At 73.1% G+C, this 20,212-nt stretch carries 12 protein-coding genes; 6 read left to right on the top strand and 6 right to left on the bottom strand.

Annotated elements, in window-relative coordinates; genetic code table 11:
• Positions 1-12: 12 nt before the first annotated feature.
• The 4 genes from OG959_RS22590 to OG959_RS22575 all read right to left on the bottom strand — a co-directional run bounded on the left by OG959_RS22590 (position 13) and on the right by OG959_RS22575 (position 14,043).
• Entirely contained in the window at positions 13-1,089 is a 1,077-nt protein-coding gene (locus OG959_RS22590) for an alpha/beta hydrolase (protein ID WP_326661120.1), read from the bottom strand.
• Positions 1,086-3,386 (bottom strand): thioester reductase domain-containing protein, encoded by a 2,301-nt coding sequence (locus tag OG959_RS22585; protein WP_326661119.1) that lies wholly within the window; start codon positions 3,384-3,386, stop codon positions 1,086-1,088. The genes OG959_RS22590 and OG959_RS22585 overlap by 4 nt, the downstream gene beginning before the upstream one ends.
• Before the next feature lie 34 nt (positions 3,387-3,420).
• Positions 3,421-12,195, bottom strand: coding sequence for an HAD-IIIC family phosphatase (locus OG959_RS22580; protein WP_326661117.1), 8,775 nt, complete (start codon positions 12,193-12,195; stop codon positions 3,421-3,423).
• 87 nt (positions 12,196-12,282) lie between these two features.
• The gene (locus OG959_RS22575; protein WP_326661116.1) at positions 12,283-14,043 is read right to left on the bottom strand and encodes a fatty acyl-AMP ligase; all 1,761 of its coding nucleotides are present in this window, start codon (positions 14,041-14,043) and stop codon (positions 12,283-12,285) included.
• A gap of 172 nt (positions 14,044-14,215) precedes the next feature.
• On the opposite strand from OG959_RS22575, the gene OG959_RS22570 reads away from it, so the two are divergent.
• The gene (locus OG959_RS22570; RefSeq protein ID WP_326661114.1) at positions 14,216-14,857 is read left to right on the top strand and encodes a TetR/AcrR family transcriptional regulator; all 642 of its coding nucleotides are present in this window, start codon (positions 14,216-14,218) and stop codon (positions 14,855-14,857) included.
• Positions 14,858-14,924: 67 nt separating this feature from the next.
• On the opposite strand, the gene fabI is transcribed toward OG959_RS22570, so the two are convergent.
• Positions 14,925-15,704 carry an enoyl-ACP reductase FabI gene (gene fabI, locus OG959_RS22565; protein ID WP_326661112.1) on the bottom strand — a complete coding sequence of 260 codons (780 nt, stop codon included), beginning with the start codon at positions 15,702-15,704 and terminating at the stop codon, positions 14,925-14,927.
• The gene (locus OG959_RS22560) at positions 15,701-16,558 is read right to left on the bottom strand and encodes an alpha/beta hydrolase (protein ID WP_326661110.1); all 858 of its coding nucleotides are present in this window, start codon (positions 16,556-16,558) and stop codon (positions 15,701-15,703) included. Before OG959_RS22560 ends, fabI begins: the two co-directional genes overlap by 4 nt.
• A gap of 149 nt (positions 16,559-16,707) precedes the next feature.
• Between OG959_RS22560 and OG959_RS22555 the strand changes: the two genes are divergently transcribed.
• From OG959_RS22555 to OG959_RS22535, 5 genes are read left to right on the top strand one after another with little or no spacing between them, the layout of a single operon-like run.
• On the top strand, positions 16,708-16,881 hold the full coding sequence (locus OG959_RS22555; RefSeq protein WP_219569885.1) for a hypothetical protein: 174 nt from the start codon (positions 16,708-16,710) through the stop codon (positions 16,879-16,881).
• Entirely contained in the window at positions 16,878-17,828 is a 951-nt protein-coding gene (locus OG959_RS22550) for a hypothetical protein (protein ID WP_326661107.1), read from the top strand. Before OG959_RS22555 ends, OG959_RS22550 begins: the two co-directional genes overlap by 4 nt.
• Complete coding sequence (locus tag OG959_RS22545; RefSeq protein WP_326661106.1) at positions 17,825-18,175, top strand: ferredoxin family protein; 351 nt, start codon at positions 17,825-17,827, stop codon at positions 18,173-18,175. Before OG959_RS22550 ends, OG959_RS22545 begins: the two co-directional genes overlap by 4 nt.
• Positions 18,159-19,949, top strand: a complete 1,791-nt coding sequence (locus OG959_RS22540) for a fatty acyl-AMP ligase (protein ID WP_326661104.1) — start codon at positions 18,159-18,161, stop codon at positions 19,947-19,949. The genes OG959_RS22545 and OG959_RS22540 overlap by 17 nt, the downstream gene beginning before the upstream one ends.
• The gene (locus OG959_RS22535) at positions 19,946-20,212 is read left to right on the top strand and encodes a MoaD/ThiS family protein (protein WP_326661102.1); all 267 of its coding nucleotides are present in this window, start codon (positions 19,946-19,948) and stop codon (positions 20,210-20,212) included. Before OG959_RS22540 ends, OG959_RS22535 begins: the two co-directional genes overlap by 4 nt.

Below are 20,212 nucleotides of genomic sequence, written 5' to 3'. Positions count from 1 at the left end.
CCTCGCGCACCGTCAGACGTGCGCGTCGAGGAACTCCAGGATGTGCCCGAACACGTCCAGTGCGGCGCCCCGGCCGACGAACGTGTCGAAGTGGCCGTAGCCCGGGATCTCCTCGTACCGCACGTCCAGTTGCGGCTGCCGGGCGGCGAGCACCTCGTGGCAGAGCTTCTGGGAGTCCAGCCACATGCCGTTCTCGCTGCCGGAGACCAGCAGCACGGGGCAGTCGATCCGGCCGGCCTGATCCAGGGCGTTCTCGGGCAGCGCCCGGTACCGGTCGTCGCCCTGATTCCAGCGCACCACGCTGCGGGCCAGCGCGACCCGCCGCAGATGCGGCAGGATCCAGAGCGGTGCCGGGCCGAGGAGCTGCGCCAGGCGTTCATGGGTGGCGTCCGACAGGTTCTCGTGCACGAACAGTGAAGCACCCACACACCAGGCCGAGTTGGACAGGATCTGGCAGGTGGGATCGGGGCAGCTCGCCCCCTTCGACGCCAGGGCGAACAGCGGGGTGTAGCGCGACCAGAATCCGACCTTGCGGAAGTCCACCGGGATGTGGTCGAAGCGGGACCGGAAGAGTTCGCCGGCCATCGTCATCTTCAGCGAGGTCCGGGCCGCCAGCTTGGGCGTCAGGAACACCCCCTGCGCGACCACGCCCGCGAGGCCCGGCACCAGCCCCGCGGTCATGCTCATCGACAGCGAGAGCGCGCCGATGCAGTGCGCCACGGCGAACAGCGGCCGGTCGCCGATCCGCCGGCGTATGTGCGTGACCGCGGCGGGGATGTCGTACAGCGCGACGTCGTCGTAGGTGTAGCGGCGGCCGGTCTCGTTGTACGGCAGCCGGCAGCTGCCGCGCCAGTCGAGCAGCCACGGCTCGTACCCCTCGTCGAGGAGCACGTCGACGAGATTGCGGGTCTCCGGTTGCAGGAACATGTCCGACGAGGCCGTGTGGCCGTGCAGGAGCAGCACCGCGGGCCGGTCCCCGCGGCCGGTCCCGATCCGGGTGAGCCCCAGCCGGGTGCCGTCGCCCGCCCGGAAGGGGATCTCCTCGACGACGGTCTCGTCGAGCCGTGTGTACAGGGGCCGGAGGATCATCGCTTGCGCTCCGTGAGGGTCGGGTGCCGGCGTAGGTCGAGGAGGTCCGCGCCGACCCGGGCGAACGGGCCGAGCAGGCCGCGTCCGATCTCCAGGCCGAACCAGGCGAGCCAGCTCAGCTTGGCGAGCCGCTTCTCCTGGCTGGACAGGCGTGGATCGACCCGGATGCCGTCGACCTGGTCCCGTACGTAACTGTCGGAGGGCACGACGATCTCGCCCTCCAGCGTCGCCGGTCCGTCCTCGCGCCCGAGCTCGATCGTCAACGCGCGCGTCTGGCGCCACAGGTCACGTCGCGCGTGGGCGGACTTCCTGCCCTCCAGCCACCACACCCCGCCCTCGGCGTCACGCAGCCGCAACCGGTAGCGGAGCAGCGGATGGTGCACACCGTGCTCCAGCGGGATGCCTTCCTCGGGACGGACCCACAGATCGCCCTGCTCGACCACGAGGGGTTCGGGGTGCAGGAGGGAGCAGGAGAGCTCGCCCCGGACGTCCACCCGGCGCTCCTTGACCAGTTGGTACATGCTCACGATGGACAGGGTGAACGCCGCGGCGCACGGGGTGTCCGCGGGGCCGCCGGCCGGGCCCAGACTGCCCCGCATCGTCTCGGGGAACCACAGATAGGGCTGGTCGGTACGTTGCGGGAGCCGGGCGAGGCCGTCCCCGGCCAGCCGTTCGAAGGTCTTCAGCTGCTCCTGCATGCCGTACCGGGTCGAGGCGGGCAGGTTCCGCGCGGCGACGAACGCGTCGGTGCGCTCACCGGTGGCCGCCGGCCCCATCAGGGTCGCCTCGCACAGTTTCACGGCGGTGGGACTCGCCAGCACCCGTGCCAGGAAGTCGAGTTCGGTGATCGGCTCGTCCCGCAGCCGGGCCAGGACGTCGAGCCGCCATGCGTCCCAGTCCTGGACGCGCACGTTCATGCCGCCGAGCTTCATGTCATGGACCACGTCCGGCAGGGAGTTCGGCGTGCCGCTGAGGTGGTAGTTGTAGCCCCAGGCGTCGGGCTCGCAGATCGTGGCCACCGCCACCCGGCTCACCCAGTCCACCGGCGCGGCGTTGAGATGGCGGAACGCGGGCACCGTACGGAACCGGCTGAACACCGACATCATGCCGCTGCTGAGGTCCTGGGGGTTACTGGCCCCCGTCCTGGTGTGCCCGCCGATGCCACCCGGCCGCAGGAGTGTGACCACCAGACCGTGTTCGCGGGCCCGCCGGAGCGCGGCCTCCGCGGCCCACTTCGACTTGTCGTACCCGGCGACCAGGCCGTCGATGTGCGCGACGGGGTCGTCCTCGCCCATGGACTCGATGCCGATCTCGTTGAAGACCGCGATCGAGGAGATGTGGTGCAGCGGCTTCGGCCGTCCGGTGGCCGCCAGTTCCGCGAGCGTCAGCGGCCCGATCACATTGCTCTGCCGCAACGACGGATAGCCGCGCAGGAAGTCGACCGCCGCGGCCACGCTCACGACGGAGTCCAGTTCCCCGGCCAGCTCCTCCCAGCGTTCGTCCGCCAGACCGAGGCGCGGCAGGCGCAGGTCGCCCGGCAGGACCGTCACCCGTCGGCGGATCTCACCGGACCAGGGCAGGTGGAACCGCTTGAGCGCCGCGCCGAGCCGTTCGGTGCCTTCGGCCTCGTCGGTCGCGCGCACCAGGCAGAAGACATGCGCGTCGCTGTGGCGCAGCAGGTCGAGGAGCATATGGCCGCCGAGGAAGCCGGTCGCCCCGGTCAGCAGGACCTTGCGGGGCGGGGCGGGCTCCGGGCGGCGGGCCCAGGGCAGGCCGTCGGCGCGGGCGAGGTCGGCCAGGACCAGTTCGAGGTCGGCATCGGTGCCGGGGCCGGTCTCGGTCCCGGCTCGGGCCCCGTGCGGCGGGGCCGGCGACGCCTGCGGGGCGGACCCGTCCGCCGGAAGCACGCGTGCGGCGAGGCGGCGCGGTCTGGCGTCGGCGAACACGTCGTCGAGGCTGAGTTCCAGGCCGAAGTCCCGGGCCAGGCCGGCGACGAGCGCCACCGCGTCGACCGACGTTCCTCCGGCGTCGAAGAAGTCGGTGTCGGGCCCCATCGACCCGCCCGGCAGCAGGCGGGCCGCCTCGGACGCGATGATCTCGGCAAGCCGCGCCGAGTCCCCGCCGGTTTCCGGACCCGCCTCCGTCGGTGCCGGGACCGCCGGGGCCGTCGCCGGCCGGACCCTGGCCAGCAGACCGGACACCGTCAGCCGGCCTCCGCCCCCTTCGACCGCCTCACCGGCCCGCTGCTGCCCGGTACTTGGGCGGCGTCGCGGCACGTCCTCGTTCACTTCCCCCATGGTGCGCCTCTCAGGTGTGCACTGCCTGGTGTCATCACTGCCGCCACGACCGGAAAGCCCGCAGCCGCTCCGGGGTGGTCCCGGCCTCCGGGCGGCCTTCCGGGTCGCCTCCGCCGAGCGCCGCGACCAGGCGGCGCGCCGGTACGTTGCGCGGGGTGCGGTCCGCCGTCATGCGGACGGTGGTGCAGCCGAGCCCCTCGGCGCGGCCGGCCAGCCACTGGAGCACCCGCTCCTCCACTCCGCGGCCCAGCACCCGGCAGCTGAGCAGCCAGGCCAGGACCTCCAGCCGGTCGCCGTCCGGACGCAGGGCCAGCAGACCGATCTGGCCGTAGTCGCCGAACCGGTCGCGGGCGGCGACGGTCCAGACCTCGCCCTGCTCCTGCCACCGCCCGAGGTCGCCCCCGTCCGCCGACCGCGCGCGCAGGGTGAACTGGTTGGTACGACGGATGAGCTGGGCGGCCCGCAGGCTGTCGGGCTCTTCCAGGGGCCGGATGTCGAGGTCCAGCTCCAGCTGGTCGAGGAACTCCTCGAAGCCCGCTTGCTCCCGGGCGGCGTCCCGGGCCCGCTCCTGCTCGTAGAAACCCGCGCGCAACGCGTCCTCCGCCGTAGCCGCTGCGGGAACCAGGGGCCACAACTCGGCGAGGAACGACTCCAGTTCGCCGGCCGCGGGACAGGGGACACAGAGCACCTCGGGCAGGGCGGACCGCATGGCGGCGATCTCGGCCGGGTTGTCGTCGAGGTAGAGGAAGCTGTCGAGACCGAGGTTCAGCGCCTGTGCCGCCGCCTCCAGACGGTCTGCCTTGCGGCCCCATCCGGCGTCGAGCACGCTGAAGTGCTCCGCTCGCAGCACGCTGTCCGGCCGTTCGAGCACGGCGCGCACGGTGTCCTCGTCGTTGTTGCTGAGCAGGACGAGCAGGACCCCGGCTGCCCGCCACTGGAGCAGCCTGCGGGCCAGGAGTGCGCGGGCGCCGCCGAGATCCACGCGCTCCGGTCCGCTCTCCCCGGCCACCCCGCCCCACAGCGTCTCGTCACCGTCCACCGCGATCACCTTGGGCGGTGGACGACGGACCGCGGTGGCGACGTCGGCCACGGTGAGGGCCACGGCTGCCTGGAACTCGGGGCTGAACGGCAGGTGCGCCAGCTCGTCCGTCCTGTCGTCGAACCGGTCCTCGACGGCATGGTGGCGGGTCCAGTCATCGGGGTGCAGGACCGCGATGCCGGGCAGGTCCGACAGCAGGGAGGCGACCTCGCGCCGCCACCGCTCGTGGCGGTCGTCCGGCCGGGCGGACGGCAGGAACCCGACGATCAACGGCAGTCGCGTCCGCGCGGACAGCGCTGTCAGGGCCGCCGCGTACTCAGTGCGGAGCTCGTCGAGCAGCGCGTCGTCCACCGGGCCGAACCGTTCCAGGTCCGATGCCCGCAGCAGGACGACACCGATCCCGGTCGAGGCCTCCGTGAAGACGCCGGACGGGTCCTTGAGGGCTGCCAGCACATGGTGGTAAGGCGCCTCGGCGACCCGGGGCGCGGTGGCGCGCGGATCGTCGGACACGCTGTCGGCCAGGGCCGCTTCGCACAGCAGCGGCAGGTCACCCAGGGCGAAGGTGGCCGCGACGGCGAGCGAGCCGGGCCGCACCGGCGGCGGGCCCCCGGGCACGGTCCCGGCCGCGTTCCCGGCCAGGTCCCCGGCGACGTCCCCGGCCCCGGGCGGTGCTGCCGGGTGGGGTGCCAAGGCGGCCGGCGCCGGGAGCGCCGCCCGGGCCGGGGCGGCAGGATCGTCGGCCGCCTCGTCGAGCAGCCGGAGGAGACCGGCGGCGAGCTCGGCGCAGTCCGCCCCGTCGATGATGTCCAGGTTGTGGTCGAAGCGGAGCCGGCCGGCGTCCGGCATCATGATGATCATGAGGTCGAGGTCGGAGTGGCCGGTTCCGGCCGGGAGCACTTCGAGACGGCCGAGTTCCGCCGTGGACCGTACGTAGTTGAAGTAGACCTCGACCATCGGGGCGTTCTCCCGGTGCAGTCCCTGGGCGGCGAGCACCGGCAGGGTGTCGGAGAACATGGCGCCCTTCGCGAGGACCCGTTCGAGGCGGCCGTCGGTGCGGCGGAGCACCTCGTCGATCCGCTCGCCCGGCAGTGCCTCGGCCGGGAACGGCACCGGCACGCCGAAGAAGCCGACCGCGCCTGCCGCGTCGGCCACGTCGGCATGGATGCGGGTGTCGACCGGGACGGCCAGCACGAACCGGTCCCGCTGCCGCTCGCGGGCGAGGAGCACCGTCAGGGCGCCCAGGCAGAAGGCGGCAGGAGTGATCCCGAGCCGTCGCGCCCGGGATGCCACCCGGTCCATGAGGCCCTCGGGGATCGCCAGGGTCAGGCTGCCCGCCCGGAACGAGCGCACATCCGGCCGGGCCCGGGTGAGCGTCAGGTCGAGCCGGCGGCTGCCGGTGAACGCGTCCCGCCAGGCGGCCGCCGCAGCGTCCGGTCCTTCGGCGGACCGCGATGCGTCCGAGGGTGCCGGCTGCGCCGCGAGCAGCAGGTCGACATCGCGGTTGGAGACCGCGTCGCCGAGCGGCGTACCGGACAGTTCGGCATCGATCTCGGCGGCCACGAGCAGCAGCGACTGCAGATCGCTCACCGCGTGGTGGGCCCCGATCAGCAGGGTCTGCTCGGCGCCGGCGCGATCGATCAGCTCGAACCGCCACAGGGGCGCGGCCGTCAGGTCGAACGGAGGAGCGAGCAGCTCGTTCAGCCGGTCCCCGGCTTCCCCGTCCTCGTCGGGCGCCTGCTCCGACCATCGCAGCAGGGGACGGTCCGGGGCCCGCTCCACCCGCAGCTGCCGCTCCGGGCCCCGGCCGTTGACGATGCCGGTACGCAGCGCGGCGTGACGTCCCGCGAGGCGTGTGAGGATGTCCGTGAGCTGCGGGCGCGTGGTCGGCCCGGAGAGCCGGAACGCGAGACCGATGGAGTGCGCCGCGCTCGGGGTGCCGTGCTGGGCCGCGCGCAGCAGCCGGACCACATCACGGGTGACCGGCTTCAGTTCGGCCTCGGGCACCGCCCGGTCGATGCCTGCCGGCGTCCGCCCGGCGGGCTCCGGGGAGGCGGCCCGCCCCGCCAGCGCCGCGTACAACTCCTTGGCGAGACCGTGACTGTCGGCCGCGGAGAACACCGCCGAGGCGGACAGTTCGACACCGGCCTCACGGCTCAGCGTGTTGCGCAACCGGACGATCATGAGGGAGTCGAGCCCGAGTTCCTTCAGGCCTTCGGCCGGGACGTCCACGGCGGAGTGACCGGTCAACTCGCCGATCCTGGAGCGCACATGGGCTTCGAGGACGGCAATCCGCTCCTCCTCCGTCCCGGCGGCGCGCACCTGGCCGAGCAACAACAGCCCGGAGGCGTCGCGCGGGCCGGTGGGAGGCGCGACAACGCCGTGCAGGAGCGGCCGCGAGCGGGCCAGGTCCGGATCGCGGGCGAACGCCTCCCGGTCGAGCGAGAGCGGCACGAGCTGACGCCGGGCCGTGGGCAGCACCCGGTCGAAGAGCTCGCCGCCCTGCTGCGAGGAGAAGGCGACGAGCCCCGACCCGCCGGCCGCGGCCGTGCGCGTCGCCGATCCGGCGACCAGGCCGGCCTCCGCCCAGATGCCCCAGTCGAGGCTCAGGGCCGTCCGGCCGGCGAGCGCGAGATGGTGCGCCCAGGCGTCCATGAACGCGTTCGCCGCGGAGTACGGGCCCTGCCCGGCCGAGCCGAGCAGGCCGGCGGCCGACGAGAACAGGACCAGCGACTCCGCTTCGGGCACCAGCTCGGTCAGCAGCGCGGTGCCGAGCACCTTGGGGGCCAGCACGCGCCCGATGCGCTCCGGAGTCAGGCCGGGCAGGGTCGCGTCGTCGAGCACACCGGCGGCGTGGATGACACCGGCGACCGGACCGCAGGCCGCGCGCAGCGCGTCGAGGGCCGCCCGCAGGCCCTCCCGGTCGGCGACATCGGCCCGGACGAGCCGGACGGTGACCCCGTCCTGCCGCAGCGCGGCGATCCACCGTGCCGCGTCCGCGTCGGGTGCGCCGCGGCTCAACAAGGCCAGCCGGCGGGCCCCTTGACGCACCAGGCGGCCGGCCACGACCCGGCCGAGGCCGCCGAGACCACCGGTGATCAGATACGTGCCGTCGGGCCGGACCGCTCCCGGGCCCGACCGGTCGGGGCTCGTGTGCACCAGCCGCGGCACGAGCCGGCCGGTCTCACGCAGGGCGACGAGACGTTCGTCGTCCGCGTGCCACAGCTGGGCCCACAGCGCGTCCTCGCCCCCGTCGGCCGGCAGGTCGATCAGCGTGGTGGCCAGCTCCGGATGCTCCTGGGCCACCGTGGTGCCGAATCCCCAGCCGAGCGCCTGCTGAGGGCAGGTCACATCCTCGCTGCCGGAGGCGGCCTGGCTGCCGCGGGTCACCAGGAAGAGGCGCGGGGACCGGCCGTGCCCGCGTCCGGCGAGCGCCCGCACCAGGTTCAGGGTGCTGACGCAGCACAGCCGGGCGGCCTCCGCCGCCGTGCCGGCCGAGTCGACCGCCGGGGCGTCCAGCCCGGCCAGATGGACCACCCGCTCCGGCGGGGCCGCGGCGAAGGCCTCGTCGAGCAGCCGTGTCAGCTGCCGCGGGTCCTGTGGGTCGACCGTGTAGCGTCCCGGCGCGTCGGCGGCGTAGGTCCCGCCCGTACGGGCGATCACGTGCGGGGTCGTGCCGAGGCGGCGGGAGAGGTCGTCCGCCACGCCCGATTCGTCGGCCAGGATCAGCCAGCTTCCGCGGACCGGCCGTTCCTGCGCGGCGGTCCGGGGCTGCCAGCACACCTCGAAGAGCGCTCCGTCCAGCGGGGACAGCGCGGCCAGCTCGAACTCCTCTATTTCCACGACGGGTTGCCCGTCCAGGTCGAGGAGGTGCAGATCCAGCGTGACGGTGTCCCCGTCCACGGCACGCAGCCGGCAGGCCGCCCATACGGGCGCGGTACGCCGTCCGGTGAAGCGCAGCCGCCCGGTCCTGCGCGGTACGAAGGCCCGGCCCGAGGGGGCGTCCCCCACCAGGGCGGCGGTGTGGAAGGCCGCGTCGAGGAGCGCGGGGTGCGGCAGATGCCCCGGGCCGGGTGTCCTCGCCAGCCGGCCCAGCGCCCGGTTCCGTCCGCTCCATCCCTCCTCCAGGAGGCGGAAGGACGGCCCGTAGTCGATCCCGAGAGCTGCCAGACCGGCATAGGCGCCGGGCACGTCCGCCGGCTCGGTGCAGTGTTCCCGCAGCTCGGACAGGGTCGTCCCGGCGTCCGAACCGGCGCCGGCGGTCAGGGGGACGGACCGTCCGGCGGCATGCCGCACCCAGGGCGTCCGCCGGTCTCCGGTCCGCCGCGAGGCGATGGTGAAGCCCCGGACGCCGTGTGCGTCGGCGGGCCGCAGGACCAGTTGCAGCCGGACGGGGTGCTCGGCCGCCAACGGGAGCGGCTCCTCGAACACGACGTCAGCCAACTGGACCTCGGCCGTCTCCTGGAGCGAGGACGCCGCTTCGAGCGCCATTCCCAGGAAGGCGGCAGCGGGCAGCCGGACCGTCCCGGCGACCTGGTGACCGGCCAGGTAGGCGAACCGCGGGTCGCGCAGGTCGACCACGGTGTCGAAGAGGTGCCGGTCCGGTTCGTCACTGGACTCGACGTGTACGTCGACGAGTGGCGTCCCGCTCCGGCCGGCCGGGCCGGACGGTGCCGCCTCGGTCCAGTGGCGCCGCGCGTCCCATGCGTACGTGGGCACGTCCACCGGCGCTCCGCCCGGCACCAGGCGCCGCCAGTTGATCTCCCCGCCCGCGACGTGCAGTTCGGCCGCGGACCGGTCCAGGCAGGCGGGCCCGTCCTCGTCCCGCAGCAGGGAGCCCACGGCGAGCAGATCGCGTCCGGTCTCCTCGACGACGGCCCGGGTGGCGGTGATCAGCGCCGGGTGCGGGCTCAGCTCGACGAAGTGGCGGTATCCGTCGGCCGCCATGCGCGCGACGGTGCGGGCGTAACGGACGGGCTCGCGCAGGTTGCGGTACCAGTAGTCGGCTTCCAGCGGCTCGTCGGGGACAGGTCCGGCCAGAACCGTGGAGTACCAGGCGACGGTCGTGGGATGGGTGGTGATGCCTTCCAGGTCGGCGAGGAGGGACGTGCGCACGGGCTCGACCTGCGCGCTGTGCGAGGCGTAGTCGACGGCCAGCCGGCGGACGAACACCCGCTCCCGTTCCAGCCCCGCGAGGAGGGCGTCCAGCGGCTCCGTGTCACCGGCCACCACCGTCGACGTACCGCTGTTGACCGCGGCCACGGACAGCCGTCCGTCCCACTCCGCCAGGCGCGCCTCGACGTCCGCCTGCGGCAGGGTCACCACGGCCATCCCGCCGGTCCCCGCGAGCGAGGTCAGGGCCCGGGCGCGCAGCGCCACCACGGCCGCCGCGTCGTTCAGGCCGATCGCTCCGGCGACGCAGGCCGCGGCGGCCTCGCCCTGGCTGTGGCCCACGACGGCGTCCGGCCGTACCCCCCGGGCCCGCCACACCGCCGCGAGCGACACCATGACGGCGAACAGCGCCGGCTGGACGACATCGACCCGGTCCAGGGACGGCGCCCCGGCGTCACCGCGCAGCACCGCGAGGACGGACCACCCGGTGTGGGGGCGCAGCGCCGCGTCGCAGCGGTCGATCTCGTCGGCGAACAGCGGGTTCCGGTCGAGCAGATCGCGCGCCATCCCGGTCCACTGGCTGCCCTGACCGGGGAAGACGAAGGCCACCTTGCCCCGGGCGAGCTCTTGCCGGGGCAAGCTGACCAGTTCCGGCGCGGGCTCTCCGGCGGCCAGGGCGCGCAGCCCGCTCAGCAGCTCCTCCCGCCGGCGTGCGACGACGACCGCGCGCTGCTCGAAGTGTGTGCGGTGGTGCGCGAGGGTCCGGGCGAGGGCGGGCAACGGCAGTGCCGGATCGGCCGCCAGGGCGTCGAGGAGCCGCTCGGCCTGTCCGCGCAGCGCGGGCGTCGTGCGGGCCGACAGCGGGAACAGCGCGACGGACGGCTCGGGCGCCGGCGGGCCGTCGCCGGACAGGGCCGGGGCGTCCGGGTCGTCGCCGGACGGGGCCGGGGCCCGCGGTGCCTCTTCGAGGATCACGTGGGCGTTGGTGCCGCTGATCCCGAAGGCGCTGACCCCCGCGCGGCGGGTCCGGGCGCCGCGCGGCCACGGCCGTGGACCGCCGCACAGTTCGAGGCCGCCGGCCGCCCAGTCGATCTGCTCGGTCGGGGTCTCGGCGTGCAGCGTGGCCGGCAGCCGTTCGTGCTCCAGCGACAGCACCGCCTTGATGACGCCGCCGATGCCCGCGGCCGCCTGCGCGTGCCCGATGTGGGACTTAAGCGACCCCATGAGGAGCGGCCGGTCCGCGGGGCGGCCGGTACCGAAGACCCGGGCCAGCGCCCGGCCCTCGATGGGGTCGCCCAGCGCGGTGCCCGTGCCGTGCGTCTCGACGTAGTCCAGGTCGCCGGGGAGCAGCCCTGCGGCGTCGAGCGCGGCCCGGACGACGCGCTCCTGCGCCGGGCCGCTGGGGGCGCTCAGCCCCTGGCTGCGGCCGTCCTGGTTGACGGCGGAGCCCCTGATGACCGCGAGCACCCGGTCGCCGTCGCGTCGCGCGTCGCCGAGCCGCTTCAGCAGCACCAGGCCGCAGCCCTCGCCCCACACGACGCCGTCTGCGTCCTGGGCGAACGGCCGGCACTGCCCGGACGCCGACAGCCCGCCGAGCCGGCTGAACTCGACGTGGCCACGCGGGCTGACCATCAGCGTCGCACCGCCGGCCAGGGCCAGGTCGCACGAGTCGTCGAGCAGCGCCCGCGCCGCCAGATGCAGGGCCACCAGCGAGGAGGAGCAGGCGGTGTCGACCGTGAGGGCAGGCCCCTGGAGGCCGAGTTGGTACGCGATCCGGCCGGAGGCCACGGCGGACGACGTACCGGTGCCGACGTACCCGTCCAGTTGTTCCATCCGGGCCGCACCCAGATAGCCGCTCCCGTAGAGGCCGACGTAGACGCCGGTGGAGCTGCCGTTCAGGGACGCGGGCAGTATCCCGGCCCGTTCGAGCGTCTCCCAGGCGGTCTGCAGCAGCAGCCGCTGCTGGGGGTCCATCGCGGCCGCCTCCTGCGGCGGGATACCGAAGAACTCCGCGTCGAAGCGGTCGATTCCGCCGAGGAACCCGCCCCGCAGTGAGTACGCCTTGCCCGCGGCCTCCGGATCCGGGTCGTGGAGCGCCTCGGCGTCCCAGCGGCCGGCCGGGGCGTCCGAGAGGGCGTCCACGCCGGAGTCCAGCAGCCGCCAGAGTGCCTGCGGATCCTCGGCGCCGGGAAAGCGGCAGGCCATCGAGACGACCGCCACCGCTTCGGTCTCCGGGGGCGCCTGTCCGGCAGGCTCGCGCGCGGCGGCCGGCCCGGCTGCGGGCGGCAGGCCGGGGCCGGCGTGCGACACCGCCCGGGCGATCGACGTGATGGTGGGGTGGTCGTAGACGAGTGTCGGGTCCAGTGTTCGGCCGAGAGCCCGGGCGAGGCGCACGCCCAGCGTCATCAACTCGCGCGACCCGAGGCCGAAGTCGGCCATGGGCCGGTCGAGCCCGACCTGTGCCGGCTCGATGCCGGCCGTACGGGAGACGGCCTCCGCCAGCCATGCCTCGACGTCCGCGGGCGTGGGGTCGGTGAGGGGACGTACGTCCGTGTCGGCCGAGGTGTCGGTCGCGGCGTCGGACACGCTGTCCACCGAGGTGTCGGACCGTTCCCTCCGCGTTGCTCCGGCCGGGGATTCATCGGACTCGTTCGCAGGCATCTGGGCACCCGTCTTCGCAGGCTCGGTCTCGGGACTTCTTCCGTGCGGGCCGGCGCCGCGGGCCGGACGGGACCTCACGGACACCGCTCAGGACATCGGGCCGGCCGGACCGGCGGCCGGCAGCGGCTCACCGACGGTGTCCAGGGTTCCGTCGAGGTAGGCCGCCCTGCAGGCCTTGCGCTGGATCTTCCCGCTGGACGTCTTGGGGATCGTGCCGGGACGGATCAGGACGGCCTGCCGGAGCGAGAGCCCGTGGGCCTCACCGATGGCGCCGCGAACCGCCGCTTCGATCTCGGCGCACCCGGACCCTGTCGTCGCCGTCGTCTCCGCCACGACGACGGGACGTTCGCCGCCCGTCCCGTCCTCGACGGAGAACGCCGCGATGCAGCCCGGCCGGATCGCGGGATGGGCCGTCTCCACCGAGAGCTCCAGGTCCTGCGGGTAGTGATTGCGCCCGTCGATCACCAGCAGGTCCTTGAGCCGCCCGGTGACGTACAGCTCCCCGTCCCGCATGAAGCCCAGATCACCGGTGCGCAGGAAGCCCTCCCTGCCGTCCTTCAGGGTGGCCCCGAACACCTCTCGCGTCGCCCGCGCGTTGCGCCAGTAGCCGCCCGTGACGCTCTCCCCCGCGACCCAGATCTCTCCGATCCCGCCCTCGGGGCACTCCCGTTGCCGCTCACCGTCGGCGATGACCACCGTCAGGCCCGCCCCCGGCGGGCCGCAGCTCACCAGGTCCCCGCCCGTCGCACCGCCCGAGGCAGCTTCGGACCCGGGCCGCCCGGCCGTCCTCGGCACCCGCCCCACCGGCCCGCCGCTCACCATCAGGGTCGCCTCGGCGAGCCCGTAGCCCGGGTGCAGCGCCTCACGGCGGAACCCGGCCGCGGCGAAGGTGCCGGCGAACCGCGTGAGTGTCGCGGCCCGCACGGGCTCGGCCGCGTTGAGCGCCACCCGCCACCGGCTCAGATCGAGGCGGTCGAGGAGCTCGGGGGTGGCCTCGCGCAGACACAGTTCGTACGCGAAGTTGGGGCCTCCGCTGGTGTGCGCCCGGTACCGCGATACCGCGGTCAGCCAGCGCTCGGGCTGCTGAAGGAAGTGCAGCGGGGAGAAGAGCGTGGAAGTCCCGCCCATGTAGAGGTTGTTCAGCACGGGAGCGATGAGCCCGAGGTCGTGGTAGACGGGCAGCCAGCTGACATAGAGCTCGCCGCCCCACTCCTCGACCGTCTCGGGGGTGTGCCCCATGCCCCGGGAGAGGACGCGCTGGTTGTCCATCAGGTTCCGGTGGGTCACCATCACCCCGCGCGGAGCGGAGGTGGAGCCCGAGGTGTACTGCAGGAAGGCCACCGAGTCCGGTGCGATGCCGCACTCCCGCCAGGAGGTCTCGGCCTCGTCCGGGATGTCCTCCGTCGCGATGCGGAACGCGGAGTCGAGTTCCGGAAGTTGCTCGGCCATGGCGCCGAGCGCGGAGAGGATCTGTCCGGTGCCCAGGATCACCTTGGCGTCCGCGTCGGCGACCAGGCGCCGTATCCGCCCGAGGGCACGCCGGCTCTGCGACCGGCCCTGCGGCGGCAGCCCCGGCACCGCGACGACCCCGGCCGACAGACAGCCCAGGTAGGCGGCGATGAACTCGAGGCCCGGCGGGTAGAGCAGAACGGCCCGGGACCCGGCGAGGCCACGCTCCTGCAGGTGGCCGCCGATGGCCCGGGAGCGCCGGGCCAGCCGGCCATAGGTCCATTCCTCGGTCCCGCCGTCGCAGTCCCCGTCGGTCAGGAAGCGGAAGGCGGCCCTCTCGGGCTGCGACGACGCCTGCGCCAGCAGCACGTCGACCATGGAACGGAACGGCCCGGCCATCCTTTGTCCTTCCACCCGGCACGACACATGAACAGCGGACAGCGAACTGACAGCACGATCGTTCGTCCATCTACACCCTTACATACTGTCCGCACGGTCGTCTACTTAATCGGTACAATGGACTCTCGGCGGCGGCACCAAGAGGGTCTGGCCCAGGGGATTGGCAGAGGGCATGGCAGAGACACACACCGACGGGCGGATCGCGCGCGGGAACCAGACGCGTCAGCTGGTCCTCAAGCGTGCTGTGGAGATCGCCTCCGTCGAAGGCCTGGAGGGCCTCTCGCTGGGACGGCTCTCGACCGAACTGAAGCTCAGCAAGAGCGGCGTGTTCGCCCTGTTCGGCTCCAAGGAGGACCTGCAGCTCGCCACGGTCCGGGCAGCCATCAAGGTCTACCTGGAGCACGTCGTGCAGCCGGCCCGCGACCTGCCCCCGGGGCTGGACCGCCTGTGGCAGGTGTGCACCGGCTGGCTCGACTACTCACGGCGGCGGGTCTTCCCCGGCGGCTGCTTCTTCTACTCGGTCACGGCCGAGTACGACGCCCGCGAGGGCAAGGTCCACGACACGCTCGCCTCGGCCCGCGCCAACTGGTTCACCTTCGTCGAACAGACCGTGCGCGAAGCGCAGCAGTCGGGCGAGGTCGAGGAGGGGGCCGACGCGGCCCAGCTCACGTTCGAGCTCGTCGCGCTGATGGAGATGGCGAACGCCGAATCCGTCCTGCACAACGAGTTCACCTGCTACGACAAGGCGTCCAAGGGCATCCTGAACCGCCTGCGCGTCGTGGCCACCGACGCATCGGTGCTCCCCGCCTCCTGATGCCGCGGCGGCCCTCCTGCCCCCACCTCGGCGGCAGCGGGGAGCGGAGGGGCCGCCGTGGACGGCCTCATGCCCCGATGGCGTGCACCCCGCCGTCGACATGCACGATCTCGCCCGTCGTCCGGGGGAACCAGTCCGAGAGCAGCGCGACGACCCCACGGGCCGCCGGCTCCGGGTCGGACAGGTCCCAGCCGATGGGCGAGCGTGTGTTCCACACCTCGCGGAACGTCTCGAACCCCGGGATGGACTTGGCCGCCATCGTCTTGACCGGCCCCGCCGCGACCAGGTTGCAGCGGATGCCGCGTGGCCCGAGATCCCGGGCCACATAGCGCGAGGTGGACTCCAGGGCCGCCTTGGCCACGCCCATCCAGTCGTACGCCGGCCAGGCGGTCTGCGCGTCGAAGTCCAGCCCCACGATCGACCCGCCCCGCTCCTCCATGAGGGGCAGACAGGCCACGGCCAGGGCCTTCAGCGAGTACGCGGACACCTCGACGGCGGTCGCGACGGAATCCCAGCCGGTCTCCAGGAAGTTGCCCCCGAGCGCGTCCTGCGGCGCGAAGGCGATGGAGTGCACCACGCCGTCGAGGCGGGCGTCCTGGCCGACGCTCTCCCCGATCCGGTCCGCGAGGCTGTCGAGGTGCCCCTTGTCCTGGACGTCGAGCTCGATCAGGGGCGCCGGCCGGGGCAGCCGCTTGGCGATGCGCTCGACCAGGCTGAGCCGGCCGTACCCGGTGAGGACCACCTCGGCGCCCTGCTCCTGGGCGAGCCGGGCGGTGTGAAAGGCGATCGAGGACTCCATCAGGACCCCGGTCACCAGAACGCGCTTGCCCGCGAGTATGCCGCTCATCCCGTTGCCACCTCGGTCTTCCGTCCGGCCTCCGTGACATCGGAGGTCATGAAGTTCGCTATTTCGTCGATGACTTGGGGCGAGCCGAGAATGCGCCGGTGCCCGAACCTGCGGGTGGTGACCAGGCGGGCACCGAAAGCCTCGGCGACCCGCCTCCCCTGACCCGCGTCGACCATGCCGTCCTCCTCGTCATGGATGACGAGGAGCGGGATCCGCACGCTCGCGGACTCGTGGAAGACCGAGAAGCGGGTCCACATGTCCGCCTCGCCCGGGTACACATCCCGTTCGATACGCCCCCGGAGCTCCTCCTTGAGATGCGGCTCCAGCCCCATCCCGGCGCTGAACGCGTCGACGAGGTACGTGAAGTCGGGGACCGCGCTGATCGCCACGATCCGGCCCGCGCCCACCCCGTACCGCAGGGAGAAGAAGGTCGCGGTGACACCGAAGGAGTGCGCCACGACAGCCTCGAAATCCCCGTGCGCACGGTGGAGTTCGGTGATGATGTCGCGGTACTCCAGCAGGGTCGTGGAGTCTCCGGTGGCCTCTCCGTGGCCCGGCGCGTCGAAGGACACCGGGCTGTAGCCCAGCTCCAGCAGCCGGGCGACGGCCTTCGCGTAGCGCGATGCACGCGACTCCCAGCCGTGCACGAGGAGCACCGGGCGCTCGCCGCTGCCCCAGCGGTAGACGACCGCCACCTTGCCGTTGACGGTCAGCTCGCTCGTCCGCGCGCTCTCGATGGCCGCGCGCTCGTCGGGCCGGGTCCTGCTGCGCCCTTTCGGCCGCCGGAAGAGGTCGAAGACCTCCTCGCCCCTGTCCCTCGGGGCCGCGCCTACGACTGCCGTAGCGGGATCCATTCCACGCCCTCCAGATCGATCATCATGCGGCGAGATGTTAGCACGATCGTTCGCTCACATTTAACAACCGGCGCATGCGCGGGACTAGAAAACTGCACGGACGGTCGTGCTAACGTCTGCTCAGTCCACTCTCCCCCTTGGAGGTCGGTATGACGCTCCCGCACCCCTCTCCCCGCACGGGCGAAGTGATCGACACGGGCCCCGGCCCGAACCAGTGGATCAAGGACCATCTGGACGGCCTGATCGACGCGCAGCTCCTGACGGACTGCCCCGCGCCCGTCCCCGCCACCACACCGGAGCTCGAGAAGGGGCTGCTGCCATGACCGACGCGGACACCACGGAGCGCATCGGCATCGCCGTCGCCTCGGGCATGCTCAAGGGCGTGTACAGCCACGGAGTGCTGTCCGCCTTCGAGGCACGCGGGCTGCGCGCGGACGTGTACGGCACCGCCTCGTCCTCCGGCCTGTCCGGTGGTCTCGCCGCGACCGGCCGGGCGGTTGAGGTCGGCGTGGACTACTGGCTCGGCGCCGCCGCGGCCGCCACGGAGAAGGGCATGAGCAGCGTCGCGCTCGACAGCATCAAGGAGCACGGCCCCGCGATGCGCGAGGGGCTCTTCCGGCCCGGGGCGCCCGAGTTCCTCCTCGCCACCAGCAAGGTCACCAACGCGGAGGCGGCGGAGGTCACCCAGGGCCCGGAGGCCAAGGCGCTGGGCAAGCAGCTCCTGCGCAACATCTTCACCGGGGACCGGAGCTGGGTCGAGAAGAACCTGGCCGCCACCGTGTTCTCCTCCCACGCCGCGGCCGGCGGCGCGGAGCCCCGGCTGACGGCGGACAACTACGAAGCGGTCTCCTACGCCTCGACGCGCATGCTGCACGCCTGGGCCGTGCCCGCCGAGGTCGACGGGGAGGCCTACGTCGACGCGTCGTACACCTGCGCCTGTCCGGCACGGGAGGTCGCGGCCAAGGGCGTCGACGTGCTCATCGCGATCGGCAGCGACCCCTTCCCGCTCTTCCGCGACCTCTACGCCTCCGAGGAGATCGCCGACGGCTCCGTCCTGGACGAGGCCCGGGTCCTGGTGATCAAACCGGACGACGACCTCAAGCTGCTGGGCGTCGACTACGCCGCGGCGACCCCGGAGGGCCTGGTCAAGGCCTATGAACTCGGTCTCGACGCCGGGCACCTCTTCCTGGACCGGCACGCCGGGCTGCTCACCGCGGCCGCCCCGGGGCAGACCGGCATACCGGACGCGACCGTGAAGGACCTGCCGTGACACACGTGGTCACCGAGCAGTGCGTCCACTGCAAGTTCACCGAGTGCATCACCTACTGTCCCGTCGCCTGCTTCCGTGAGGGCGGGACGTTCCTCGTCATCGATCCCGAGGAGTGCATCGACTGCGGGAACTGTGTGGAGGCGTGCCCCGCCGACGCGATCTACCCGGAGGGCGAACTGCCCCCCGAGCTCATGCCGGCCCTGGAGTGGAACGCCCGGCTCTCGGCCGAACTCCCCCTGGCCACCACGCGCGTGGAACCGCTGCCCGATGGCGAGGAGTGGCTGGGGATGCCCGGCAAGTGGGCATCGCTCCCGGCGGAACAGGCTCCCGGTGTTCCCAGCCGGTGACCACAGCCTCGCCTCGCTGCTGCGCGAACGGGCACAGCAACAGCCCGATGCAGTCGCCTACCGTTTCGTCGGCGAGGACGAATCGGCCGAGGAGATCACCTACGGCGAGCTCCATCGGCGGGCCCTGGCGGTCTCGGCGAGCCTCCTGGAGGCCACCCGGGGGCGGCCCGACCCGGCGCTGCTGCTCTTCGCGCCGGGCCTCGACTACCTCGCGGGCCTGTTCGGCTGCTTCTGCGCGGGCGTGCCCGCGGTGCCCGCGTTCCCGCCGGACCCGTCCCGCCTGGCGCGTACGCTGCCGCGGCTCGCCGCGATCATCCGGGACACCGGCTCCGACGTCGTCCTGACCACCTCGGACATCGCGCCGCTGATGACGGACTGGCTCGCGACGACACTCGACGGCCGCGCCCCCCGCCTGATCACGACCGACGCACCGGCCGGAGCGGACGCCGGGGCCGGCGCCGAAGGGCCGTCTCCGGTGATTCATCCGGACCGCCTCGCGCTGCTCCAGTACACCTCCGGCTCGACGGCGCTCCCGCGTGGCGTCATGCTCAGCCACGAGCGGCTGCTCGCCAACTGCCGTGACATCGAGCGCGGGTTCGGGATCCACCCGGGCAGCTCGGGAGGCCTCTGGCTGCCGCCGTACCACGACATGGGCCTGATCGGCGGCCTCCTCACCCCGCTGTACGCCGGGATACCCGTGACGCTCATGTCGCCGGTGACCTTTCTGCGCCGCCCGCTGGCCTGGCTGCGCATGCTGTCCCGGTACGGCGCGACGATCACCGGTGCTCCGAACTTCGCGTACGACCTCTGTGTCCGCCGGGCGACGGACGCCGATGTGGCGGGCCTCGACCTGTCCGGCGTCGAGCTCTCCTTCACGGGTGCCGAACCGGTGCGCCCCGAGACGATGGCACGGTTCACGGAGCGTTTCGGACCGAGCGGCTTCCGGGGCGAGTCCTTCTGTCCCTGCTACGGCCTCGCCGAGGCGACCCTGTTCGTGACCGGCGGCAAACCACTGGACGGCTGGCGCTCGGTGGAGGTCGGCCGGGACGCGCTGGAGACACGCGGCACGGCCGCACCCGCCGGACCGGAACAGCGCTCCCGTTCGCTGGTCGGCTGCGGTCACCCCGGCCCCGACACCCGGCTGCTGATCGCCGACCCGGCCACCCGTGAGCCGCTGGCGGACGGCACGGTCGGCGAGATCTGGGTCGACTCACCCGGCGTGGCCGACGGCTACTGGCGGCGCCCGCGGGAGAGCGCCGAGACGTTCGGCGCGACGACGGTGACCGGGGACGGCCCGTATCTGCGCACCGGCGACCTCGGGTTCGTCCGCGGCGGCGAGCTCTTCGTGGCGGGGCGGCTGAAGGACCTGGTCATCGTCAACGGCCGCAACCTCGACCCGGTCGACATCGAGCGGGTCTGCGAGGCCGAGGTCCCCGGAATCCGCCGCAACTGCGGAGCCGCGTTCGCGGTGGAGGACACCGCTGGAGGCACCGAGCGCCTGGTGGTGGTCTACGAGGCCGACGCCGGCGACGAGGAACGGTACCGCGCGGCCGTCGACAGCATCCGGCGGGCGGTGTCACGGGAGTTGAGCGTTCCGCCGCACGCCGTCGTCCTGACGACGCTGCGGAGCATCCCCAAGACCTCCAGCGGCAAGGTGCAGCGCTGGCTGGCGCGCCGGGCCTACCTCGCCGGTGAACTCCGGGAACTCGCCCGCTGGCAGGCACCCACCCGCAGCAGCGACAGCAACCACACCGACGAAGGGACCGGCCGGTGATCATCAAGGTCAGGGGCGTCCTGCTCCGCTTCACGGAGTACGACAACGAGATCGAGGTCGGCGGCGGGACCGTGCGGGCCGGTCTGACCGCGCTGACCGAGCGCTATCCCCGCCTGGGCGAGGTGCTGCTCGACCGGACGGGAGAGGTGCGCCCGACGCATCTCATCGCGCTCAACGGCGAACGGCTCACGAAGAACGAGCTGGAGCGCATCGCCACCGAGGACGACCGGGTCGACATCGTCACCGCGGTCTCCGGAGGCTAG

Origin of the sequence: Streptomyces sp. NBC_00385 (assembly GCF_035917155.1) — a bacterium.
Classification (GTDB): Bacteria; Actinomycetota; Actinomycetes; order Streptomycetales; family Streptomycetaceae; genus Streptomyces; species Streptomyces poriferorum.
The sequence above is the reverse complement of the archived record's forward strand: the minus strand, read 5'-3'. Positions and strand labels throughout refer to the sequence as shown.